General features: G+C 64.7%; 13 protein-coding genes. 4 read left to right on the top strand and 9 right to left on the bottom strand.

Annotated features, from left to right (window positions below):
• Window positions 1-216 precede the first annotated feature (216 nt).
• Both ACZZ0O_RS00585 and ACZZ0O_RS00590 read left to right on the top strand, forming a co-directional pair.
• Window positions 217-1,203 carry a L,D-transpeptidase family protein gene (locus ACZZ0O_RS00585; RefSeq protein ID WP_463591937.1) on the top strand — a complete coding sequence of 329 codons (987 nt, stop codon included), beginning with the start codon at window positions 217-219 and terminating at the stop codon, window positions 1,201-1,203.
• Window positions 1,204-1,205: 2 nt separating this feature from the next.
• Window positions 1,206-1,916 (top strand): M23 family metallopeptidase, encoded by a 711-nt coding sequence (locus ACZZ0O_RS00590; RefSeq protein WP_463591938.1) that lies wholly within the window; start codon window positions 1,206-1,208, stop codon window positions 1,914-1,916.
• 119 nt (window positions 1,917-2,035) lie between these two features.
• Here ACZZ0O_RS00590 and ACZZ0O_RS00595 read toward each other — a convergent pair whose 3' ends face one another.
• Window positions 2,036-2,800 carry an SDR family NAD(P)-dependent oxidoreductase gene (locus ACZZ0O_RS00595; RefSeq protein ID WP_463591939.1) on the bottom strand — a complete coding sequence of 255 codons (765 nt, stop codon included), beginning with the start codon at window positions 2,798-2,800 and terminating at the stop codon, window positions 2,036-2,038.
• Between the two features lie 33 nt (window positions 2,801-2,833).
• Here ACZZ0O_RS00595 and ACZZ0O_RS00600 point away from each other — a divergent pair, with 33 nt between their 5' ends.
• A complete protein-coding gene (locus tag ACZZ0O_RS00600; protein ID WP_463592524.1) occupies window positions 2,834-3,811 on the top strand; it encodes a LysR family transcriptional regulator in 978 nt (325 codons plus the stop codon).
• 283 nt (window positions 3,812-4,094) lie between these two features.
• On the opposite strand, the gene fhuE is transcribed toward ACZZ0O_RS00600, so the two are convergent.
• On the bottom strand, window positions 4,095-6,278 hold the full coding sequence (gene fhuE, locus ACZZ0O_RS00605) for a ferric-rhodotorulic acid/ferric-coprogen receptor FhuE (RefSeq protein ID WP_463591940.1): 2,184 nt from the start codon (window positions 6,276-6,278) through the stop codon (window positions 4,095-4,097).
• 737 nt (window positions 6,279-7,015) lie between these two features.
• Here fhuE and ACZZ0O_RS00610 point away from each other — a divergent pair.
• On the top strand, window positions 7,016-7,957 hold the full coding sequence (locus ACZZ0O_RS00610; protein WP_463592525.1) for an alpha/beta fold hydrolase: 942 nt from the start codon (window positions 7,016-7,018) through the stop codon (window positions 7,955-7,957).
• 278 nt (window positions 7,958-8,235) lie between these two features.
• Here ACZZ0O_RS00610 and tkt read toward each other — a convergent pair whose 3' ends face one another.
• The 7 genes from tkt to ACZZ0O_RS00645 all read right to left on the bottom strand — a co-directional run bounded on the left by tkt (window position 8,236) and on the right by ACZZ0O_RS00645 (window position 19,095).
• Window positions 8,236-10,236 carry a transketolase gene (gene tkt / locus ACZZ0O_RS00615; RefSeq protein WP_055848685.1) on the bottom strand — a complete coding sequence of 667 codons (2,001 nt, stop codon included), beginning with the start codon at window positions 10,234-10,236 and terminating at the stop codon, window positions 8,236-8,238.
• Between the two features lie 236 nt (window positions 10,237-10,472).
• The gene (locus tag ACZZ0O_RS00620) at window positions 10,473-11,753 is read right to left on the bottom strand and encodes a dicarboxylate/amino acid:cation symporter (RefSeq protein WP_323522257.1); all 1,281 of its coding nucleotides are present in this window, start codon (window positions 11,751-11,753) and stop codon (window positions 10,473-10,475) included.
• A gap of 1,322 nt (window positions 11,754-13,075) precedes the next feature.
• Window positions 13,076-14,842, bottom strand: coding sequence for a BatD family protein (locus ACZZ0O_RS00625; protein ID WP_463591941.1), 1,767 nt, complete (start codon window positions 14,840-14,842; stop codon window positions 13,076-13,078).
• Window positions 14,839-16,668: a VWA domain-containing protein gene (locus tag ACZZ0O_RS00630; RefSeq protein ID WP_463591942.1), complete on the bottom strand. Its 1,830-nt coding sequence runs from the start codon at window positions 16,666-16,668 to the stop codon at window positions 14,839-14,841. Before ACZZ0O_RS00630 ends, ACZZ0O_RS00625 begins: the two co-directional genes overlap by 4 nt.
• Window positions 16,665-17,672 (bottom strand): vWA domain-containing protein, encoded by a 1,008-nt coding sequence (locus ACZZ0O_RS00635; protein WP_115513757.1) that lies wholly within the window; start codon window positions 17,670-17,672, stop codon window positions 16,665-16,667. The genes ACZZ0O_RS00630 and ACZZ0O_RS00635 overlap by 4 nt, the downstream gene beginning before the upstream one ends.
• The gene (locus tag ACZZ0O_RS00640; protein ID WP_463592526.1) at window positions 17,669-18,130 is read right to left on the bottom strand and encodes a DUF4381 domain-containing protein; all 462 of its coding nucleotides are present in this window, start codon (window positions 18,128-18,130) and stop codon (window positions 17,669-17,671) included. Before ACZZ0O_RS00640 ends, ACZZ0O_RS00635 begins: the two co-directional genes overlap by 4 nt.
• 2 nt (window positions 18,131-18,132) lie before the next feature.
• On the bottom strand, window positions 18,133-19,095 hold the full coding sequence (locus tag ACZZ0O_RS00645) for a DUF58 domain-containing protein (RefSeq protein WP_463591943.1): 963 nt from the start codon (window positions 19,093-19,095) through the stop codon (window positions 18,133-18,135).
• Window positions 19,096-19,106: the final 11 nt, after the last annotated feature.

The following is a 19,106-nucleotide window of genomic DNA, read 5'->3' on the forward strand; positions in this document are numbered from 1 at the left end:
GCTGATGGTGCGGACTTGCACATGCACACCTGTCCGCGACACCGCGCGCAACATGGCGGTGTCGCGCAGGCGGTCGCGCAACGCAGCACCGTATCGTCGTGCTTGGCCACTGGCCGCAGCGATACCACGTCTCAAGTCAGTCAACGTGCAGCCATTTCACGCAGAAAGCGCAGCCCGGTCGGGCAAGGTGCGCGCATGCCTTTCCCGGATCTGCACATGCCATCACGCTCTTACGCTCGCGTTTGTTTGCTCGCTCTGTCGTTGAGCGCTTCGCTATCTGCGCTGGCACAGGCACAGCAACCCGCGCCTGCAGCCTCACCTGCGCCGACGGCTACGCCTGCCGCAAAGGCCGTGGCGACCGGCCCACGCTCGGATCTGCATGCACAGGTACTGCTGGACCGCGCGCATTTTTCGCCGGGCCAGATCGATGGCGAACGTGGCTCGAATCAAAAGCGCGCGGTGTCCGGGTTTCAGGCCGCGCACAACATCAAGGTGACCGGCGAACTGGACGACGCCACCTGGCAGGCACTGCAGGCCGACAGCACGCCGGCGCTGGTGCAATACACGCTCACCGATGCCGACGTTGCCGGCCCGTTCCAGCCAATTCCCAAGGGTCCCGCAGAGCAAGCCAAGCTACCTTCGCTCGGCTATACCTCGGTGGATGAGTCACTGGGCGAGCGCTTCCACGCCGACCCGGCGCTGCTACGCCAGCTCAACTCCGGCGTGGAGTTCAGCAAGGCCGGCGGCGTGATCCAGGTTCCCAACATCGACGGCGTTGCGCCGCTGGCCAAACCGGCCAAGCTGGTCGTGGACAAATCCGACTCGACGCTGCGTCTGTTCGATGCCGACGGTAAGGTCTATGCGCAGTTCCCGGTGTCGTCGGGCAGCAAGCACGATCCATTGCCGATCGGGCGCTGGAAGATCCTGGGCATCTCGCGCGAACCGGTGTTCAAGTACAACCCCAAGCTGTTCTGGGACGCGAAAAAAGGCGATCAAAAAGCCACCTTGCCGGCAGGCCCGAACAACCCGGTTGGCCGGGTGTGGATCGACCTGTCCAAACCGCATTACGGTCTGCACGGGACGCCGGAGCCCGGCCATGTCGGCAAGACCGAATCGCATGGTTGCGTGCGTCTGACCAATTGGGACGTGGTCAATCTGGCCAGCGTGGTCGGCCCGTCGGTCCCGGTCGTGATGCAGGAGTAAGCATGAAACTGCTGATGATCCTGGTTGCAGGCGTGGCAATCGGTGCAGGCGGCTATTGGTGGCTGGAACGCGGCGCTCCGGAGGCAACAGTCACGCCGTCGGCGAGTGCGCCGACTGTGGTTGCGCAGCCCACCGACACTGCAGTGGTTGCTGCACCTGCTGCGCAACCCGCACCGACATCGCTGCCATCGGATGCTGTGCCTGCACAGCCAAGTCCGGCCGCGCCCGCACCGCCTGCTTCTACTCCGGCAGCCAGTACGACATCAGCGGGCACCGGCCTGCTGATCCCGGTACAGGGCATCGACCGCAGCACATTGCAGGACACCTTCACCGACGCACGCAGCGAAGGCCGCGTGCATGACGCCATCGATATCCTGGCGCCGGCCGGCACGCCGGTACTTGCGGTGGCAGATGGCACGGTCGAAAAACTGTTCGACAGCGAACGCGGTGGGCTGACCGTGTACCAGTTCGAGCCCGGCGGCACGTACTGCTACTACTACGCGCATCTGGAACGCTACGCCGATGGTTTGGCGGAAAAGCAATCCATCAAACGTGGCCAGGTGATCGGCTATGTCGGCAGCACCGGCAATGCCAATCCGGCAGCACCGCATCTGCACTTCGAGATTCATCGCCTGGGACCGGAAAAGCAGTGGTGGAAGGGAGAGGCGTTGAACCCCTATCCCGTATTGCATGGCGATCAGCCCCTGCAGTGAGGCAACGACGCAACGCCTGGCATACATCGCCGCGCATCGTCATCGCGCTCCCCGCAATGCGCTGGCTTGCAAGCGGTGATGTCGTCGAACGGCATCGCCGCACTGTCTGACTCATCAAATCAGATCAACATCCCGCCCGAGACCTCGATGCGTTGTGCATTGATCCATCCGGTGCCGGGTGCGAGCAACGCTGCCACCACCGGCCCGATGTCGTCCGGCAGACCGGGCCGGCCCAGTGCCGTGACCGAGGACACCATCGCATTGACCTGCGCGTTGTCGCGCACGCTACCGCCATTGAAGTCGGTTTCGATAGCGCCCGGCGCCAGCGTATTTGCGCGAATGCCACGCGCGCCCAACTCTTTTGCAAGATAACGGGTGAACACTTCCACCCCGCCCTTCATCATCGCGTAGGCCGACGCACCCGGCAGCGCGAAGCGCGCGAGGCCGCTCGACACGTTGAGGATGCGCCCGCCATCGGCGATCAGCGGCAGCAGCGCCTGGGTGAGGAAGTACGGCCCCTTGAGATGGATATCCACCAGCGCATCGAACTGCGCGCGCGTGGTATCGGCAATGGCCGCATGCAATCCGGTACCGGCATTGTTGACCAGCGCATCGAACTGCGTGCGCCCCCAATCGGCGAGCACATCCTTGAGCTGCGCGGCGAATGCGCTGAAGGTCTCGGCCTGTGCAACATCCAGCAGCAACGCATGCGCGCGCCGGCCCAGTGCCTGGATCTCTGCCACCACTGCGGCGGCTTCGTCGGCCTGGCTGCGGTAGGTCAGCACGATATCGTTGCCCTCGGAAGCGAGCGCAAGCGCGGCATTGCGACCCAGGCCGCGGCTGCCGCCGGTGATCACGGTGATAGGTGGGGTGGTGGTCGACATCGGCACGCTCCGTAGTGGGTGTGGCCCAGGCTATTGCGCTTGCTGCGCTACATAAATCGGCTCACGCTGATTGCACCGTTCAAGATAATCGACCAATCGATGGACACCCTGGAATCCTTGCGCGCCTTTTTGCGCGTTGCCGAGCTGGGCAGTTTCACCCGCGCCGCCGACACCCTTGGCTTACCCAAGGCCAGCGTGTCGACCGCCGTGCAGCGGCTGGAGGCATCTCTCGGCACACAGCTTTTGCATCGCACCACACGCCGTGTGCAACTCACCGGCGACGGCACGGCGTTCTATCAGCGCAGCCGCGACCTGCTCGACGACATGGACGAGTTGCACAGCATGTTTCAGCGCGAGCATGGGCAGCTGCGCGGTCGCCTTCGCGTGGATATGTCGGCGGGCATCGCGCGTCATTTCGTGATCCCCGCGTTGCCCGCGTTTCTGGCACGGCATCCACAGCTGGAAATAGAAATCAGCGGCACCGACCGCCGCGTGGATGTGGTGCGCGAGGGGTTCGACTGCGTGCTGCGTGTGGGCACGCTGGAAGACACCAGCCTGGTCGCACGCCCGCTGGGCGCGTTCCGCATCGTCAGCTGCGCCAGCACCGAGTATCTTGCGCGCCGCGGCATGCCAACGTGCCTGGACGATCTGGCGCAGCACGATCTGGTGCATTACGTGCCGACGCTCGGGCAGCGCTCGCCCGGCTTCGAATATCACGATGGGCAGCGCTACCAACTGCTGCCCATGCGCGGCCCGGTGACGGTCAACAATGGCGATGCGTATCTGGCTGCTGCGTTGGCGGGGCTGGGCATCATCCAGGCACCAGCCAGCCCGTTACGCCCGCATCTGGACAGCGGCGTACTGATCGAAGTGCTGGCCGATCTGGCACCCGAGCCGATGCCGGTCACCTTGCTCTACGCACAACGCCGCCATCTGCCGCAGCGCGTACGCGCCTTCATGGACTGGGTAGCCGAAGTGATGGCACCGCAGTTGCAGCCGTTGTTGCCTTGAGAGAGTGCGATTGCAGTTGCGATCGCGATCGCGTGGAGAAGATGCTGCGTTTCGATCGAACGATGAAACTCGCGCATCACTCCTGCAGCGCTGTCACTGCATTCCTGGCAACAGCTGTAAACAGCCTTTGCGACATGCCGCGCGAATTTGTTCCACCGCCACCGCAAGCTCCGCGATACGTCGGCACAGAGCGACCCGACACACAAAAAAACACAGGCACCCTTGCAGGTGCCTGTGTCACTTCAGCAGGATCGAACGTCAAACCAGCTGACGTCGCCCTCGATCAGAAGTTGTAGTTGAAGGTCAGCATACCGTTGCGCGATGCGCCCCATGCGCCGTAGCCGCCATTGAATTGCGCGTAGTAGCGCTTGTCGAGCAGGTTGTCGACGTTGAGCTGCACCGAGAACTGAGGCGACAGACGGTAACGTGCGAATGCGCTGACCAAGGTGTAGGCACTCTGCTGGAACGTGCCGTATACCGGGTCCACGTAGTACGAACGGTTCTGCCAATTGATACCGCCGCCCACGGTCAGGTCGCTCCACGCACCTTGCGGGGTGTAGCTGTTGAACAACTTGATGGTGGTGCGCGGCAGGTGCGTATTGATCGACGTGCCGCTGTCATCGCGGGCGGTGTAGTGCGAGGCACCGAAGGTCGCATTCCAGCCAGTGGCCAGACGGCCGGACAGCTCGAAGTCGAAGCCTTCGCTGACCACGCCATTGGCCGCCTCATAAGCAGACTCGCTGCTGCCCGGCACAAAGCCGCCGGTGGCCACGCCCAGGTTGTCCTGCTCGATGCGGAACAGCGCCAGCGAGGCGTTGAGCTGGTCGTCGAACCAGGCGGCTTTGACGCCGGCTTCGTAGCCCTTGCCGCTCAGCGGATCGAGGTAGCTGCCGTTGGCATCGCGCAAGGTCTGCGGGTTGAAGATCTCCGTGTAGCTGACGTAGGTCGACCATACGTCGTTGATGTCGTAGACCAGACCGGCGTACGGGGTGACTTCGGTCTGGCTATCGGAGAACGGCACCAGCCCCTGCGCCGCATCGGCGTTGCCGCCATCGATTTGCCAATCGGTATAGCGCGCGCCCACCAGCAGCGTCAGCGGCTCGGCCAGCGAAAAACGTGCGGCCACATAGGCGGCCTTCTGCTTGATGGTGCCTTCGCTCTGCACTGTGCGCGGGCTCCAGTTGGGTTCCGGATACGCGCCGTTCCAGCCGAGGTAGCTGTCCAGCGGCGCCGGGAAATCGAAGGTGCCGTTGTTGACGTACTCGCGGCGGTTGTAGCTGGCGCCGGCCACCAGATGATGCTCGCGGCCAAACAACTGGAACGGACCTTCCGCGTAGACGTCGGCGCCATCGGCCTTGCGCTCGGTCTGGTAGTTGCCCGAATACGGCACCACGCCACCGCCGGTGGCGCGGTCGAAGCCGAAGATCGTATAGAACGGATAGAACAGGTGATTGGATGCTTCGGTCTTCTCGTGGCTCACATTGGCCTTGAGGGTCCAACCGTTGTTGAAGCTCTGTTGCAGGCTGGCGAAGGTACGCTGCAGACGCGTGTCCCAGAACGTCCAGTCGGCGGCGGGATTGAACGAGCGGTCGTAGTTGGTGCGGGTACCATCGCTGTAGAACAGCGGAAAACCGCCCCAGGTGACGTCGTCGGATTCCTTCTTCTGGTATTCGTAACCCACGCTCAGCAAGGTGCTGTCGGTGAGGTCGGCATCGATGATCGCCGAGCCGATCTTCTTGCGCAGGTTATAGCGATCCATATCGGATTCGCCGTCCTGATACACGCCGACCACGCGTGCGCGCACGGTGCCTTCGGGGCTCAACGGCACGGTGACATCGGCCACGCTGCGGGTCTTGTTGAAGTCGCCACCGCCCACCGACACGCTACCGGTGAAGTCGCGGCTCACTGCATGCTTGCGTACCAGATTGATCGACGCCGACGGGTTGCCCGAGCCGGTCAGCAGGCCGGTGGCGCCACGCACCACTTCCACCCGGTCGTACAACGCCACGTCCAACGCCGAATCGCCATAGCTCCAGGCCTGCTCCATGTACGCCGGAATGCCATCGAACTGGTAGTTGTCGATGTAGAAACCGCGCGCATAGAACTCCAGCCGTTCGCTATCGCTCTGGGCCACCGAGATACCGGAGACGTTGTTGAGCACATCGGTGATGCTCTGCAGGTTCTGGTCGTCCATGCGGTCGCGCGTGATCACGCTGACCGACTGCGGAATCTCGCGCAGCGACAGGTTCATGCGTGTACCGGCGGTGGTCTTTTCCACCGTATAGCCCTTGACCAGCTCGCCCTGCACGTTGAGCCGGTCCAGCGTGGTGACCTCGGCATCGCCGGCCGGCGTTTCGGCCATGGCCTGACCTGCCGACAATGTGCACAGCGCGGCGAACACCGCATGCGACAGCGCGCGCGGGCGCGCCCCAATGAGAAGAAGACGCATTACGGTAAGACGATTCATTACAGCTCCGGCGCAGACAGTCGAGGGCAAGCCGCCACGCGAAGGCGGCGGTATACAGGGGGAGGACGCACCGCGAAATCGCGGCAGTGCAACATTTTAATGGGAATGATTCACATTTTAAATAGGCGACGTCAGGGTCGGCCGGCAGGAAGGCCGGCTCAAGCGAACGCCACAGCAAGGTTTTGCGCCTGCCAGCGGCCTCGACCAGTACACGCTCGTCGGCCAAGCGGACAGCACATCGAGGCGTCGCTCGCATGCAGCACGGACACATCGGCGCACTGCACCGGCTGCAGCGCTAGTGCGCGAAAGCGGTGCCCACTGGCGAGAACATAGGGAGCGCGATCACAACGGCCTGGTCAGCACGACCATCGCCACCGCTGACACCTGCGCCTGCATCGCCCGGCCATCGCAGATCCCAGCCCCACGCGACTCGCAAACTGATCAGCGTAGTGGCGTGTAGGTACAAGCGAGGACCAGCGATCAACCGATAGATCGCGCACTGCTGCGATCTGCATTGCAGCCGGACTCACGCTGCGGTGATACTCGGCTGAGCGCCGCAGGACTGGCTTTGCGTAGCGCAAACACGCAGCACCACGAGGGATCGCATGAAGAAGACTTGGAAGAGTGGCGCGCTGTTGCTGCTTTGCGTCTCTGCTGTCGTCGACGCACACGCGGAAGAAGTCGCAGTGAGCGCTGCCTGCCAGCAGCCGGGCACCAGTGTTACGGAATCCGGCCTTGTGCAGATCGGCGGCATCGCGCAATGGGTCACCATCGACGGGCAGGATTGCCGCAACCCGGTCGTGCTGATCGTGCACGGCGGGCCGGGCAACCCCAATACGCCCTTTGCGCAACAGTTGTTCGGCAGCTGGACGCAGCACTTCACCATCGTGCAATGGGATCAGCGCGGCGCAGGCAAGACCTACGCTGCCAGCACGCCGGCCGATGGCGACACGTTGACCGTGCAGCGGCTGACCGACGATGGCGTGGCGATCGCCCGCTATGCCACGCAACGGCTAGGCAAGCGCACCTTGATCCTCATGGGTGGCTCGTGGGGGTCGGCGCTGGCGGTCAATATCGCCATGGCGCAACCGGACCTGTTTCAGGCCTATGTCGGCACCGCGCAACTGGCCAACTACCAGGACGACATGGCGGCGAGTTACGCAAAGACATTGCAGCTGGCGCGCGCGGCCAGCGATACCGAGGCCATCGGCAAACTGGAAAAGATAGGCCCTCCGCCGTGGACCAACCCACGCAACTTCGGCATCCTGCGGCGCCTGACCCGCACCTACGAAGCGCTGCAGACCGAGCCTGCGCCCGCGGGCTGGTTCACCTTCGCGCCGGACTACGACACGCCGGAATACCGCGCCGCGTACGAGGCAGGAGAGGATTATTCGTTCCTGCAGTTTGTCGGTCTGCACGGCGACGGCATGGGCCCCGGCATCGATCTGCGCACACTGGGCACCCGCTTCGCCATGCCGGTCTATCTGTTGCAGGGCGACCAGGACCTGGTCACGCCAGCAGAGGTCAGCAAGGCCTATTTCGATGCGATTTCTGCCCCGAGCAAGGCGTTTTTGCCGCTACCGCGCACCGGGCACGACCCCAACCCGACCATGATGGACGCGCAGTTGGAGGTACTGGAACGGATTCGTGCAGAGACGCTGGCGAAGCACGCGCGCTAGGAGCGGCGGACGCCACTACTGCACAGCCATCCGGCGGCCTGGTGCTGCGTGGTGCAGCACTCTTGCATCACCGGCATGCCGCGACTGCTTGCCCCACGCGCAGACGCGCTCTGCAACGCAGACCCGCCACCTGGGCACTGCGCCCTCTCACCATCACGAAGGCCGAGACCCGCAACCGATTCTGCAGCAATGTGCGCATCCAACGATGACGTCACTGGCAGCCACAACAAAAAACGCCGGCAGTGGCCGGCGTTTTTCTTATCCGCAAGGCTGCGCGCTTACAGCGCCTTCGCCGCCTGCACCACATGCTCGGCAGTGATCTTGAAGTACGCGTACAGCTGATCGGCCGGGGCCGAGGCGCCGAAGGTGTCGATACCAACCACATCGCCATCCAGGCCGACGTACTTGCGCCAGAAGCCGGTCACGCCCGCTTCCACCGCCACGCGCTTGCGCACTGCATTGGGCAACACCGATTCGCGATACGCCGCATCCTGGCGATCGAACACATCGGTGGACGGCATCGACACCACGCGTGTCTTCAAACCGGCCGCATCCAGCGTCTTCTTGGCTTCCACCGCCAGGCCCACTTCCGAACCGGTGCCGATCAGGATCACGTCCGGCGTGCCGCCTTCCGCGTCGGCCAGCACGTAGCCACCGCGTTCGATCAGCTTGATCTGCTCGGCGCTGCGCGGCTGGTGCTGCAGATTCTGGCGGCTGAAGATCAGGCAGCTCGGGCCGTCCTTACGGGTGATTGCGGCCTTCCAGCTCACCGCCGATTCCACCGCATCGCCCGGGCGCCATACATCGTTGTTGGGGATGTAGCGCAGCGACGCCAGGTGCTCCACGGGCTGATGGGTCGGGCCGTCTTCGCCCAGGCCGATCGAGTCGTGCGTGTACACGTGGATGGCATGCGCCGGATTCAACGCGCTCATGCGCACGCCATTACGCGCGTAGTCGCTGAACACCAGGAAGGTGGCGTCGAACGGAATGAAGCCGCCATGCAGCGCCAAACCATTGGCAATGGCGGTCATGCCGAACTCGCGCACGCCGTAATACACGTAGTTGGCATCCGGGTCGTCGGTGGCCACCGACTTGCTGGCCTTCCACAGGGTCAGATTGGAGTGCGCCAGATCGGCCGAGCCGCCGATCAACTCGGGCAGCAACGGCGCAAACGCTTCGATCGCCAGCTGCGAGGCCTTGCGCGAGGCGATGGTCTGGCCGTCTTCCTGCGCCTTGGCGATGTAGGCATCGGCCTGGGCGATGAAGTCGGCCGGCAGCTCGGCGTGCGAGCGACGGGTCAGTTCGGCAGCTTCGGCCGCGTACTGCTTGCCGTACTTGTCGAACAACTGCTCCCACTCGGCCTGACGCAGCGTGCCGGTGCCACCTGCGCGCCAGCCGGCGTAGATTTCTTCGGGAATTTCGAACGGACCATACGGCCATTCCAGCGCCTTGCGGGCACCTTCCAGCTCTTCCTTGCCCAGCGGCGCGCCGTGCGAGGATTCCTTGCCGGCCTTGGTGGGCGCACCGAAGCCAATCTTGGTGCGGCAGCAAATCAGGGTCGGCTTGTCGCTGTTTTCCAGCGCCGCTTCAATCGCCGCCTTGATCTTGTCGGCATCGTGCCCGTCCACATCGCGGATCACGTGCCAGCCGTACGCTTCGAAACGTGCCGGTGTGTTGTCGTTGAACCAGCCATCGGTGTTGCCGTCGATGGAGATATGGTTGTTGTCCCAGAACGCGACCAGCTTGCCCAGGCCCCAGGTACCGGCCAGCGAGGCGGCTTCGTGCGAGATGCCTTCCATCAGGCAACCGTCGCCCATGAACACCCAGGTCCGGTGGTCGACGATCTGCAGTTCCGGGCGGTTGTAGCGCTGCGCCAGCAACTTCTCGGCCAGCGCAAAGCCCACTGCATTGGCGAACCCCTGCCCCAGCGGACCGGTGGTGGTTTCCACGCCGGGGGTTTCGCTGCGCTCGGGGTGGCCGGCGGTCTTGCTGTGCAACTGGCGGAACTGCTTGAGCTGCTCGATCGGCAAGTCGTAACCGGTCAGGTGCAGCAACGCGTACTGCAGCATCGAGCCGTGGCCGTTGGACAGCACGAAGCGGTCGCGGTTGAACCACTGCGGGTTGTTCGGGTTGTGCCGGAAATAATCGTTCCACAGCACTTCGGCGATATCGGCCATGCCCATGGGCATGCCCGGATGGCCGGATTTGGCGGCTTCGACCGCATCTGCGGCGAGAAAACGGATGGCGTTGGCCAGCTGGCGGCGGGTGGGCTGGGTCATGGGCGTCTATGGAAGCGGAGGGGAACACCGCTGGAAGCGGAGACGCCTATTCTCCCACAGAGCGTGTTAGCGGGGCCGGGATTGGGGGGTGCGGGAATGGAGAATTGAGAATGGGGAATCGGATGCAGTGTTGCAGCTTGGCGGCTAACGCCGCTCGCACCACAGCCACCGCTGCGACGGAACCTCACATCACCCGTACCGATCGCACCAGCCCGCTCTTACCCATTCTCGATTCCCTATTCCTCGCCCTTGGCCACCAGGGTCGTCAACGCCAGATCGCCGGTGACATTGAGTGCGGTGCGGCACATATCCAGGAAGTGATTCACGCCCAGGATCATGCCGATACCGACCGGATTGACCCCGACCATCGCGCAGATCAGCGCCACCACCGGCAGCGAGCCCGACGGCACGCCGGCGGTGCCGATCCCGCCCAGGATGCAGACCAGCATCACCATGAACTGCTGGCCGATGCTCAGGTCGACATTGAAGAACTGCGCCAGGAAGATCACCGTGACGCCCTCGAACAGCGCGGTGCCGTTCTGGTTTGCGGTGGCGCCGACGGTGAGCACAAAGCGCGATACGCGCGGCGGCAGGCCCATTTCATCGGCCACGCGCAGGGCGGTGGGCAGGGTTGCGTTACTGGAGGCGGTGGAGAACGCCATCATCGTGGCCTCCTGGGTCTGCTTGAAGAAGCCCAGCGGCGAGCGCCCGGCAAACTTCACCGCCAGCCCGTAGCTGACCACCATGTGCAGGCCCAACGCCAACACCACCACGCCCACGTAGGCGCCCAGGCGGATCAGCAGATCGAACCCGAACAGCGCGGCCAGGTTGAACATGAAGCAGGCCACCGCATACGGGGCCAGACGGATCACCAACCCGATCAAGGTCATCGAAATTTCGAAGATGCCTTCGATGCAGCGCTTGAGCGTGGCGACCTTTTCGTCGGCGGTCAGCACCATGCCGACGCCGAACATCACTGCAAAGAACATCAGCGACAGGATCGCGCCATTGCTCGAGGCGGCCGCGACCACGTTGTTGGGCACGATCGACAACAGCATGTCCATGCCCTGCGGCTGGGTGCCGGAGCTGGAGATGATCTCGCGGGTGCGTTCGGCGTTTTCCTGGATCAGCTGATTGGCCAGCTGCGGGTCCACGCCCGCACCGGGCTTGAGCACATTGACCAGCACCAGGCCGAGCAGCACCGCGATGCCGGACAGCACGACGGTGTAGCCCAACGTGCGCCAACCCACGCGGCCTAGCGCGCGGATGTCGCCCATCTCGGAGATGCCCATCACCAGTGCCGAAAACAACAGCGGCACGATCAGCATGAAGATCAAATTGAGGAAGATCTGCGAGAACGGCGTGGTCACGTACTTGGTCGCCAGGCGCACCCACTCGGCATCGCTGCCGGCCAGATAGTAGACGGCCAGACCCAGCAATAGGCCGACGGCGAACCCAATGCCCATCTTCCAATGCAGGGGCAGGCCCGGGCGGCGTGCGGCTGGGGATGCAGTCATCTGGTGGGCCTTGATCTGGACACAAAGGCCGGAGCTTAACAAACGCCATCGAGGCAGCCACGCCGCGCTGCACCTGCCCGAGGGTAGGTGTACCTCTCAAGGGCAGTTGCTGCGAGCGTTGCGACGGCAACACACGCATCGCGCGCAAGGCCTCGCAGGTCCGGCAAGTGACCGGCTCGGCTTGAATCAGGAAGCGATTCCCTTACTGCAGCACGCGCTTGTACTGCAGCACGCGCTCGTGGGTTGCTTTGTCGAATGCTCGCGCTTGGATGCTCGTGTCGATGCAGGCTGCCATTGCGCTTGGCGCTTGGCGCTTGGCGGTTGGCGCCGGGGCCTGGGACTTTGGACTTGGTATCAACTCATTTCACTGCGGCTGAGGCTTTGAGCTTTGACACCGGATGACTCTTCTAAAGCCAAGCCGGTCGAGGGCGCGGTGCCCTCACCACTTCCGGGACACGCCGTAAATCCGTCCTTGGAGGCTCGGTGGCGGCATCCATGCCGCCACACGGTCCCGCAAGCGGCGAGGACACCGCACCATGACGTTGATCGGTGTTTGCCTGAAAAAGCTGATCGCAGCGCGTGGCACGCTAGTTTGCCGATGCAAGTGACTGCGTTATCGACTTCAGCAAACGTAGGCGCAAAAAGGTAGCGCTAGCGAACACCATCGATCGCAGAGCGAACTTACGCATTACTCGCCCATGCACACCGACCATCGTGACCGGCCCTTGCCCGCTTACCGTCGCGGGACCTTTGGCGGCATGGATGCCGCCAAAGAGCCTAAACGGACGTACTTGCGGCGTGTCCCGCGATGGTGGGTGGGCAAGGGCCCTGCAGCGAAGTGGCCGTTGATCTGCTTGAGTTGGAAGGATGACAAAACGCGCCGTTATCCGAACGCAGGCGTCATGCCTTGCTTGCACCATGCACACCGACACTATTGATTGGTCCTTGCCCGCTCACCGTCGCGGGACCTTACGCGGCATGGATGCCGCGTAAGAGCTTACAAGGACGTACTTGCAGCGTGTCCCGCGATGGTGGGCGGGCAAGGGCCTCGCAGCCAAATCGCAGCCGCAATACCGTGTTTTCGGCAACGCAGCTGATCTCCGGAACTAGAAGCTACGAACACAACCTAGAAAACAATATTCAGGCGCATGAGTCGACGACGCGCTTAGAACCGAAGTGTCCGAATGAGACCTGAGTTCAGAGCGCCAGCCGCGCCGACTGGCGACTACACACGCGTTGTTAGCTGCTCTGAGAACCACAGCGATGCACAACTAAGCCGCCGCTTCATGACCTGTCGACCGCCGCCGATGCCGCGCAGGCGATCAAGTCGCTGGCGGATACAACGGCGCCAGCACCTCAGGTTCTGCAGCGCTCGCGTGCCGCCAGCGTGGTCCTTTGGCAAAGGCCTCACGCAATGCCGCACGCGCGCCAGCCACATCGCCATCGCCGCCCCAGCGGGCGCGCTGCATGCGTGCCACCGCAGCGCGTTGGGCCGGATCCGCCAGCGCCGCCAGCACGCTGTCGATATCGGCCACGCCAGCCATGCCGCACAGCACGGTAGCCACATCGTCCATGCCACCGCTATCCAGCGCGCGGCGCAACTCGGCCACGCCATGTGTCACACGCCGACCAGGCACGGGCGCATCGCTGCCGTTGGCACTGGGAGCACTGTGCAAGCCACCGCGCTTACGCAACAACGCCCACACCAGCGTAATGACCCATAACAACGCAAAACCCACCGACGCGGCGATCCAGCCCCATGGCCGTTGCGCTGGCGTTGGCGGCTGCAGACTCAGCGTGCCAGCCGTGGGCGCAGGCGCTGCAGCAGTGCTCGACGGGCTTGCGGCGGGTGCAGGCGCAGGCGCCGCGAAAGCGCCACTCCCCGCGGCCACATCCAAGGTCAGATCCGGCACCGAAGCCGTCTTTGCCGCGCCCGCGCCGACGTCCCACCACGCCACCTGCAGACCGGGCACGACCAACGGGCCGGCGCGGTTGGGCACGATCGAATAGCGACGGGTCAGCCGCAGCTGCGGCGAGCCATCCACAAAACGTTCTTCGTATTGCGGCGGCTCGGCGAACACCTGCGCATCGGGCACGCTCGGCGTGGGCAACTCGGGGAACTGTGCCTGGGTGGCGCCACGCGCGCTCGCTTCCACCACGAACTGCGTCGCTTCCCCGGCGGTTGCGCGTTGCGGCGTGGCCGTATAACGCAACTGCAGGCTACGCAGCGGCAGCCACGGCTGCGGCGCAGTGGCCGGCTGCGCACGCACCTGCAGCGGAATGCTGGCGCTGCGCGCACTCAGTTCGCCATTGCCACGACCGAAATAATCATCGAAGAAACCGCCCGCCGAGCGCCCATTGAAGCGCGCCGACGGCAACAGCAAGCGGCCGCTGCGCTCGGGCACTAGCAGATAGCGCCGCTCCACCACGTTGTACTGGCGTCCGTTGACCAGCTTGACCGAACTGACGTCATCGCCGATGCGTTGCAGCGATGCGCCATCGGGCGCTTCCAGATCGAGCTCGCCGGAGGCCAGCTGATTGGCGAAGTACAACCGCACCACCACGCCCACACTTTGCTGCACGTAGGGCTGCGGGTCGTCCACCTGCGTCTGGACGAAGACCTCTTCATTGCCCTGCGCTGCGCTTGACCCGCTGGCAGCGGCGCTGCCACCACCACTGCGATTTCCAGTGCTATTGCTCGCCGGATCGTTTGCCGAGGCCACCACCTGCAGTCGCAGTGGCTCGGTGCGTTCGTTGCCGACCCGGATCGCGGGCACGATCAACTCGCCGCTCTTGCGCGGCGTCAACACCACGCCGAATAACGCGCGCACCGTCACCGACCCATTGGTCACCTGCATCTGCTGATTGGCGCTCTTGGCGCCCAGCGCAAAATCGTTGCGCAACGGCATGTAATCCGGATCGACGCCGCGTTGGTCGGTTTCGATATTCAACATGACCACGTCGCCGGCATTGGCGCTGTCGCGGTCCAGCCAGGCGCGCGTGACCGCACCCACCGGTGTGCAAACGAACAACATCATGCTCGCCAGCATGCCGATCGCACCGCGGCGCAAGTGGTGTGTGCCGATCATCGTCCGTCCCGTTGTCTGCGTTCGTATTCCAGCCTGAATTTGGTGCGCAGCAGGCTGCCCGGATCGTCCGGCACCCGCCGTAACCACGCATCCACTGCCTGACGTTGCTCGCGCTGCTCCGGCGTCTCGCTTGCCATCGCGGCCTCCGGCTTGCCCTTCGCATCGGCGCCCTTGTCGCCGGCCTGCGCCATGGCTTGCTGCATCTTGCGACGCTGCGCCTCGTCGGCCTGCTGCTGCGCCTTTGCATCGGCCGATTGCGGTGGCGTGTCTTGCTTGCTCTGCTCGCCCTTGCCGTCCTTGGAGGGTTGCTGCTGCGACTTGCCGTCCTGCGGTGTCTGCGCGTCGGACGGTGGATCCTTGCCGTCCTGCTTGCCTTGCTCACCTGGGGTGTTCTGCCCATCTTTGCCGGCGTTTTTAGCGTTCTGCTGGTCTTGCCCGGACGACTCCTGACCGGGCTTGTTCTTGCCCGACTGGTTCTGATCCTTGGACTGGCCTTTGCCATCCTTGTCGTTCTGCTGCTGGCGCTTGCGCGCTGCATCGACCGCCGCGCGATTGGCGATCGCATCGGCCTGCTTGGGATGCTGCTTGAGCGCACGATCGTAGGCTGCAATCGCCTCGTCGTACTGGCCTTGTCGCGCCAGCGCATTGCCCAGATTGTACCGGCCCTCGTCGGTCGGCACGCCTTCGAATGCCTTTTGCGCAGCGGCAAAGTCGCCCTTGCGATACGCCTGCACGCCGGCATCCAGGCGCTGCTGCTGCACCTGATCAGCGCGCTGCCACAAAGTGCCGTCGGCCGCCTGTGCAGGCTGCGCCAGCGGCAACACGCACATCAACGCGACCATCGCCACGACTGCGCGGCGTCGAAACGCCAACAGCGAAAACAGCATCACCGGCAGCACGAGCCAGTAGCCTTCGTCGAGCCAGGTCTTGCCACCGTTGGCTTCTGAGGTTTCATCGGCCAGCGGCTGTTGCGCGGGATCGAGCACCCCCAGTGCTTGCAGATCGGCGTCGTCCGGCGCGATGCGCGCGTAGCGCCCGCCGCCCTGCCCGGCCAGGTCGCGCAGGCTTGCCTCGTCCAGTTTTGCCTGCGCGATCTCGCCGCTGCCGGTGCGGTAGGCGGCGCCACGTGGGCTGCCTACGCCGAGTGCGGAAACATGGAACCCACCTGCGCGTGCGGTGCGTGCGGCGCTTTCCGCCGAGCCGTCGGCGCTATCGCTGACCAGCAGGATATCGCCCTGTTTGAAGCCCGCCTGCTGCAATAGCCGGGCGGCCGCATCGATGGCCCTGTCGGCACGTTTGCCGTCCACCGGCATCACCGATGGCGACAGCGCATCCAGAAACAGCGCCACGTTGGCCGCGTCTTCGGTCAATGGCGCAACGGTAAAGCTTTCGCCGGCGTAGACCAGCAGCGCCACGTCGCCGCCGGCGCGCTTGCGCAGCAACGTGGTCAGTTTGGCGCGGGCCTGCAGCAGGCGCGATGGCGGCAGATCGGTCGCATTGCTACTGGACGACAGATCCAGCACCACCACCAACGGCATACTCGATTGAAACACCGGGCGCTCGATCTGCCGCCAGCTCGGCCCGCTCATCGCCACCACCGCAAGCGCATAGGTCAGCGCGGCCAGCACGAAGCCCCACCAGCCCCGCCGGCCACCGGCAACCAACAAGGCCGGCAACAAATGCGCGTCCACGCTGTGGCGCCACACATTGGCGCTGCGTCGACGCAGGTGCCACAGCAGCGCTGCCGGCACGATCGGCAACAGCGCCCACAGCCAATCCGGGCGCAGCAAATGCAATGCGGCCAGTCCTTCAGACAGCGCGTTCATCGCCATCTCCGCGGCAGTACGTAAGCAAGCAAGGCAATCAGCAAGGCTGCGCCCAACGGCCAGTGATAGCGCTCCACACGCGGCTGCACCGATGGGCCGACCGCCTTGACCGGCTCCAGTCGATCCAGCTCGGCATAGATGCCAGCCAGCTCTTCGGTATCGCGGGCGCGGAAGAAGCGCCCGCCGGTCTGCTCGGCAATCTTGCGCAAGCCCGCCTCATCGATATCGTCGTTGCCGCCGGCCGGAATCGGCACGCCGAACAACGAGTAACCGCCGCGACCGCCGAAGGCGATCGTGTGCACACGCACGCCCTCTGCCTTGGCGAGTTCGGCCGCCTTCAACGGATTGAGCACACCGGCGGTATTGACGCCATCGGTGAGCAACACCACCACGCGCTGGCCCTGTTTCTGTTCGCGCAGCCGTTTGACCGACAACGCGATCGCATCGCCAATGGCGGTCTCGCGCCCGGCCAGCCCCACCACGCTGTCGGCCAGCTGGTCGCGTACGGAGGTCAGGTCAGCAGTGAGCGGTGTCAGCGCATAGGCGCGCTGGCCGAAAACTAGCAGGCCGACGCGGTCGCCGTCGCGCCGATCCAGAAAGTCCGACAACACCGCCTTGGCGGCGGTGAGGCGGTCGACCACATTGCCGCCGAGCACCATGTCCGGCTCGCTCATGCTGCCGGACAGATCCACCGCCAGCATCATCTGCCGCGCCTCGCGCGGCGGCTGGATCACCTCACCCAATTGCTGCGGACGCGCCAGCGCGGCGCACAACAGAAACCAGCCCAGCCATGCCAGCCAGCGCGGCATGCGCAAGGCGGGCACGCGCCGTGCCTGGGCGACTGCATGCAATTGATCGGCATACGGCACACGTAGCGCGGCCGTGTCGGCACGGCGCTGCGGCCAGAACCACATCAGCAGCGGCAGCGGCATCAACCACCACGCCCATGGCCACGCGCAATGCGCCAACGCGTCCTGCCATTGCGACCACTGCAGCCAGTTCATCGCTGGCCCCGCATCAACCGCAAGAAACGTTGCCGCGCCAACGCCTGCACGGCATCCAGATCGGTTACCGCCGGTGCGCGTTGAAACCCACCTTCGAGCAAGGCCCGCCCTGATCCCTGCGAGAACGCCTGCGTCTTGCTCTTGCGCCCGTCCAGAAACTGCAACCATGCCTCGCCCTGCAAGCGGTCGGCCTGCGTATCCACCGTGCGCGCCGCGCGGCGCAACAGCATCGACAAGGTGGCCAAGCGCTGCGCAGGCGTCGTCGCATGCTGCAGTTCGGCATCGAAGGCAGCCAACCAGCTGCGTTGCTGCCGACGACGGCGCCACCACCAGAACCACGCACCAACCAGCATCAGCACGACCACAGCGATCACCAGCCACCACCCCGGCGCCAACGGCCACCACGATGGCGACGGCGGCAGATGGACATCGCGCAGCGGCAGCGACTGCGGTGCCATCGTCATGCGCCCCGCATCAGCGTGCTGCTGCTCAACCACGCATCGCTGGCATCGTCGGTGGATAGGCGATGCAAGCGCACACCGCGCGATTGCAACAGCGTAGCCAGCTGTTGCAGCGGGGCGACGAACTCGGCCTGCCAACGCGCACGCGCGGCCTGGCTTCCGAGGTCCACCGCAATGCGCTCGCCTCGCACATCAAAGCTCAGCGCCCGCGCCGGCGGCGACAGTTCCAAGGGATCGACCAACACGATCACCACCACCTCGTGATGCAACGCCAGACCAGACCAGCGCGTCGCAGAAATCTTGCTGGCACTTCGCGCATCGGCCAGCACCGTCAGGCGCGCACCGGGACGCAGCAGGCGCGCCGCATGGTCCAACGCAACCTCCAGCCCGGCATCGCCAGACGGCGGCTGCGCATACCAGCGCGCCAATGCATCCAGCACCGGCAGCACACCGCGCTGACCCGACCGCGGTGCAATCGGCGCTTCGCTGGCGGTACCCCGCAACGCAGCAATCCGGTCGCCCTGCCGCTGCGCCAGCCATGCTGCCACCGCGCCAGCGCGCGCCGCCTGCACCGACTTGTAGCGCACCCGCGTCCCGAAAAAGAGCGCAGGCGAGGTATCGGCAACGATCAGACTCAAGCGTTCGCGCTCGGCCTGAAACAATTTGGTATGCGCACGCCCGGTCCGTGCGGTGACGCGCCAATCGATATGCCGCGCATCGTCGCCGGCGACATATTCGCGCGACTCGGCGTACTCCATGCCACGCCCGCGGGTGGCGGCCGGCACTGGCCCCACTAGCCCGTGTCGGCCACGCCCCGGCTGCCCGCGATGCAACGCAGTGCCGCGCAATGCGATCAACTCGGCAAGGCTCGGGCGCAAGCCATCGCCGGCAACGGACGAGGCAGGATTGGCGGGGGAGGAAGACGGCATCGAAGACATCGGAGTCGGGCGAGAGGGCGGCATCCCTCGGCAAC

Source organism: Xanthomonas sp. AC360 (assembly GCF_979258225.1).

Coding starts and splice junctions, on each gene's coding strand:
- ACZZ0O_RS00625 (WP_463591941.1), bottom strand. CDS start 14,842: ATGATCGGCACACACCACTTGCGCCGCGGTGCGATCGGCATGCTGGCG.
- ACZZ0O_RS00620 (WP_323522257.1), bottom strand. CDS start 11,753: ATGACTGCATCCCCAGCCGCACGCCGCCCGGGCCTGCCCCTGCATTGG.
- ACZZ0O_RS00645 (WP_463591943.1), bottom strand. CDS start 19,095: ATGCCGCCCTCTCGCCCGACTCCGATGTCTTCGATGCCGTCTTCCTCC.
- ACZZ0O_RS00640 (WP_463592526.1), bottom strand. CDS start 18,130: ATGGCACCGCAGTCGCTGCCGCTGCGCGATGTCCATCTGCCGCCGTCG.
- tkt (WP_055848685.1), bottom strand. CDS start 10,236: ATGACCCAGCCCACCCGCCGCCAGCTGGCCAACGCCATCCGTTTTCTC.
- ACZZ0O_RS00585 (WP_463591937.1), top strand. CDS start 217: ATGCCATCACGCTCTTACGCTCGCGTTTGTTTGCTCGCTCTGTCGTTG.
- fhuE (WP_463591940.1), bottom strand. CDS start 6,278: ATGAATCGTCTTACCGTAATGCGTCTTCTTCTCATTGGGGCGCGCCCG.
- ACZZ0O_RS00590 (WP_463591938.1), top strand. CDS start 1,206: ATGAAACTGCTGATGATCCTGGTTGCAGGCGTGGCAATCGGTGCAGGC.
- ACZZ0O_RS00595 (WP_463591939.1), bottom strand. CDS start 2,800: ATGTCGACCACCACCCCACCTATCACCGTGATCACCGGCGGCAGCCGC.
- ACZZ0O_RS00635 (WP_115513757.1), bottom strand. CDS start 17,672: ATGAACTGGCTGCAGTGGTCGCAATGGCAGGACGCGTTGGCGCATTGC.
- ACZZ0O_RS00630 (WP_463591942.1), bottom strand. CDS start 16,668: ATGAACGCGCTGTCTGAAGGACTGGCCGCATTGCATTTGCTGCGCCCG.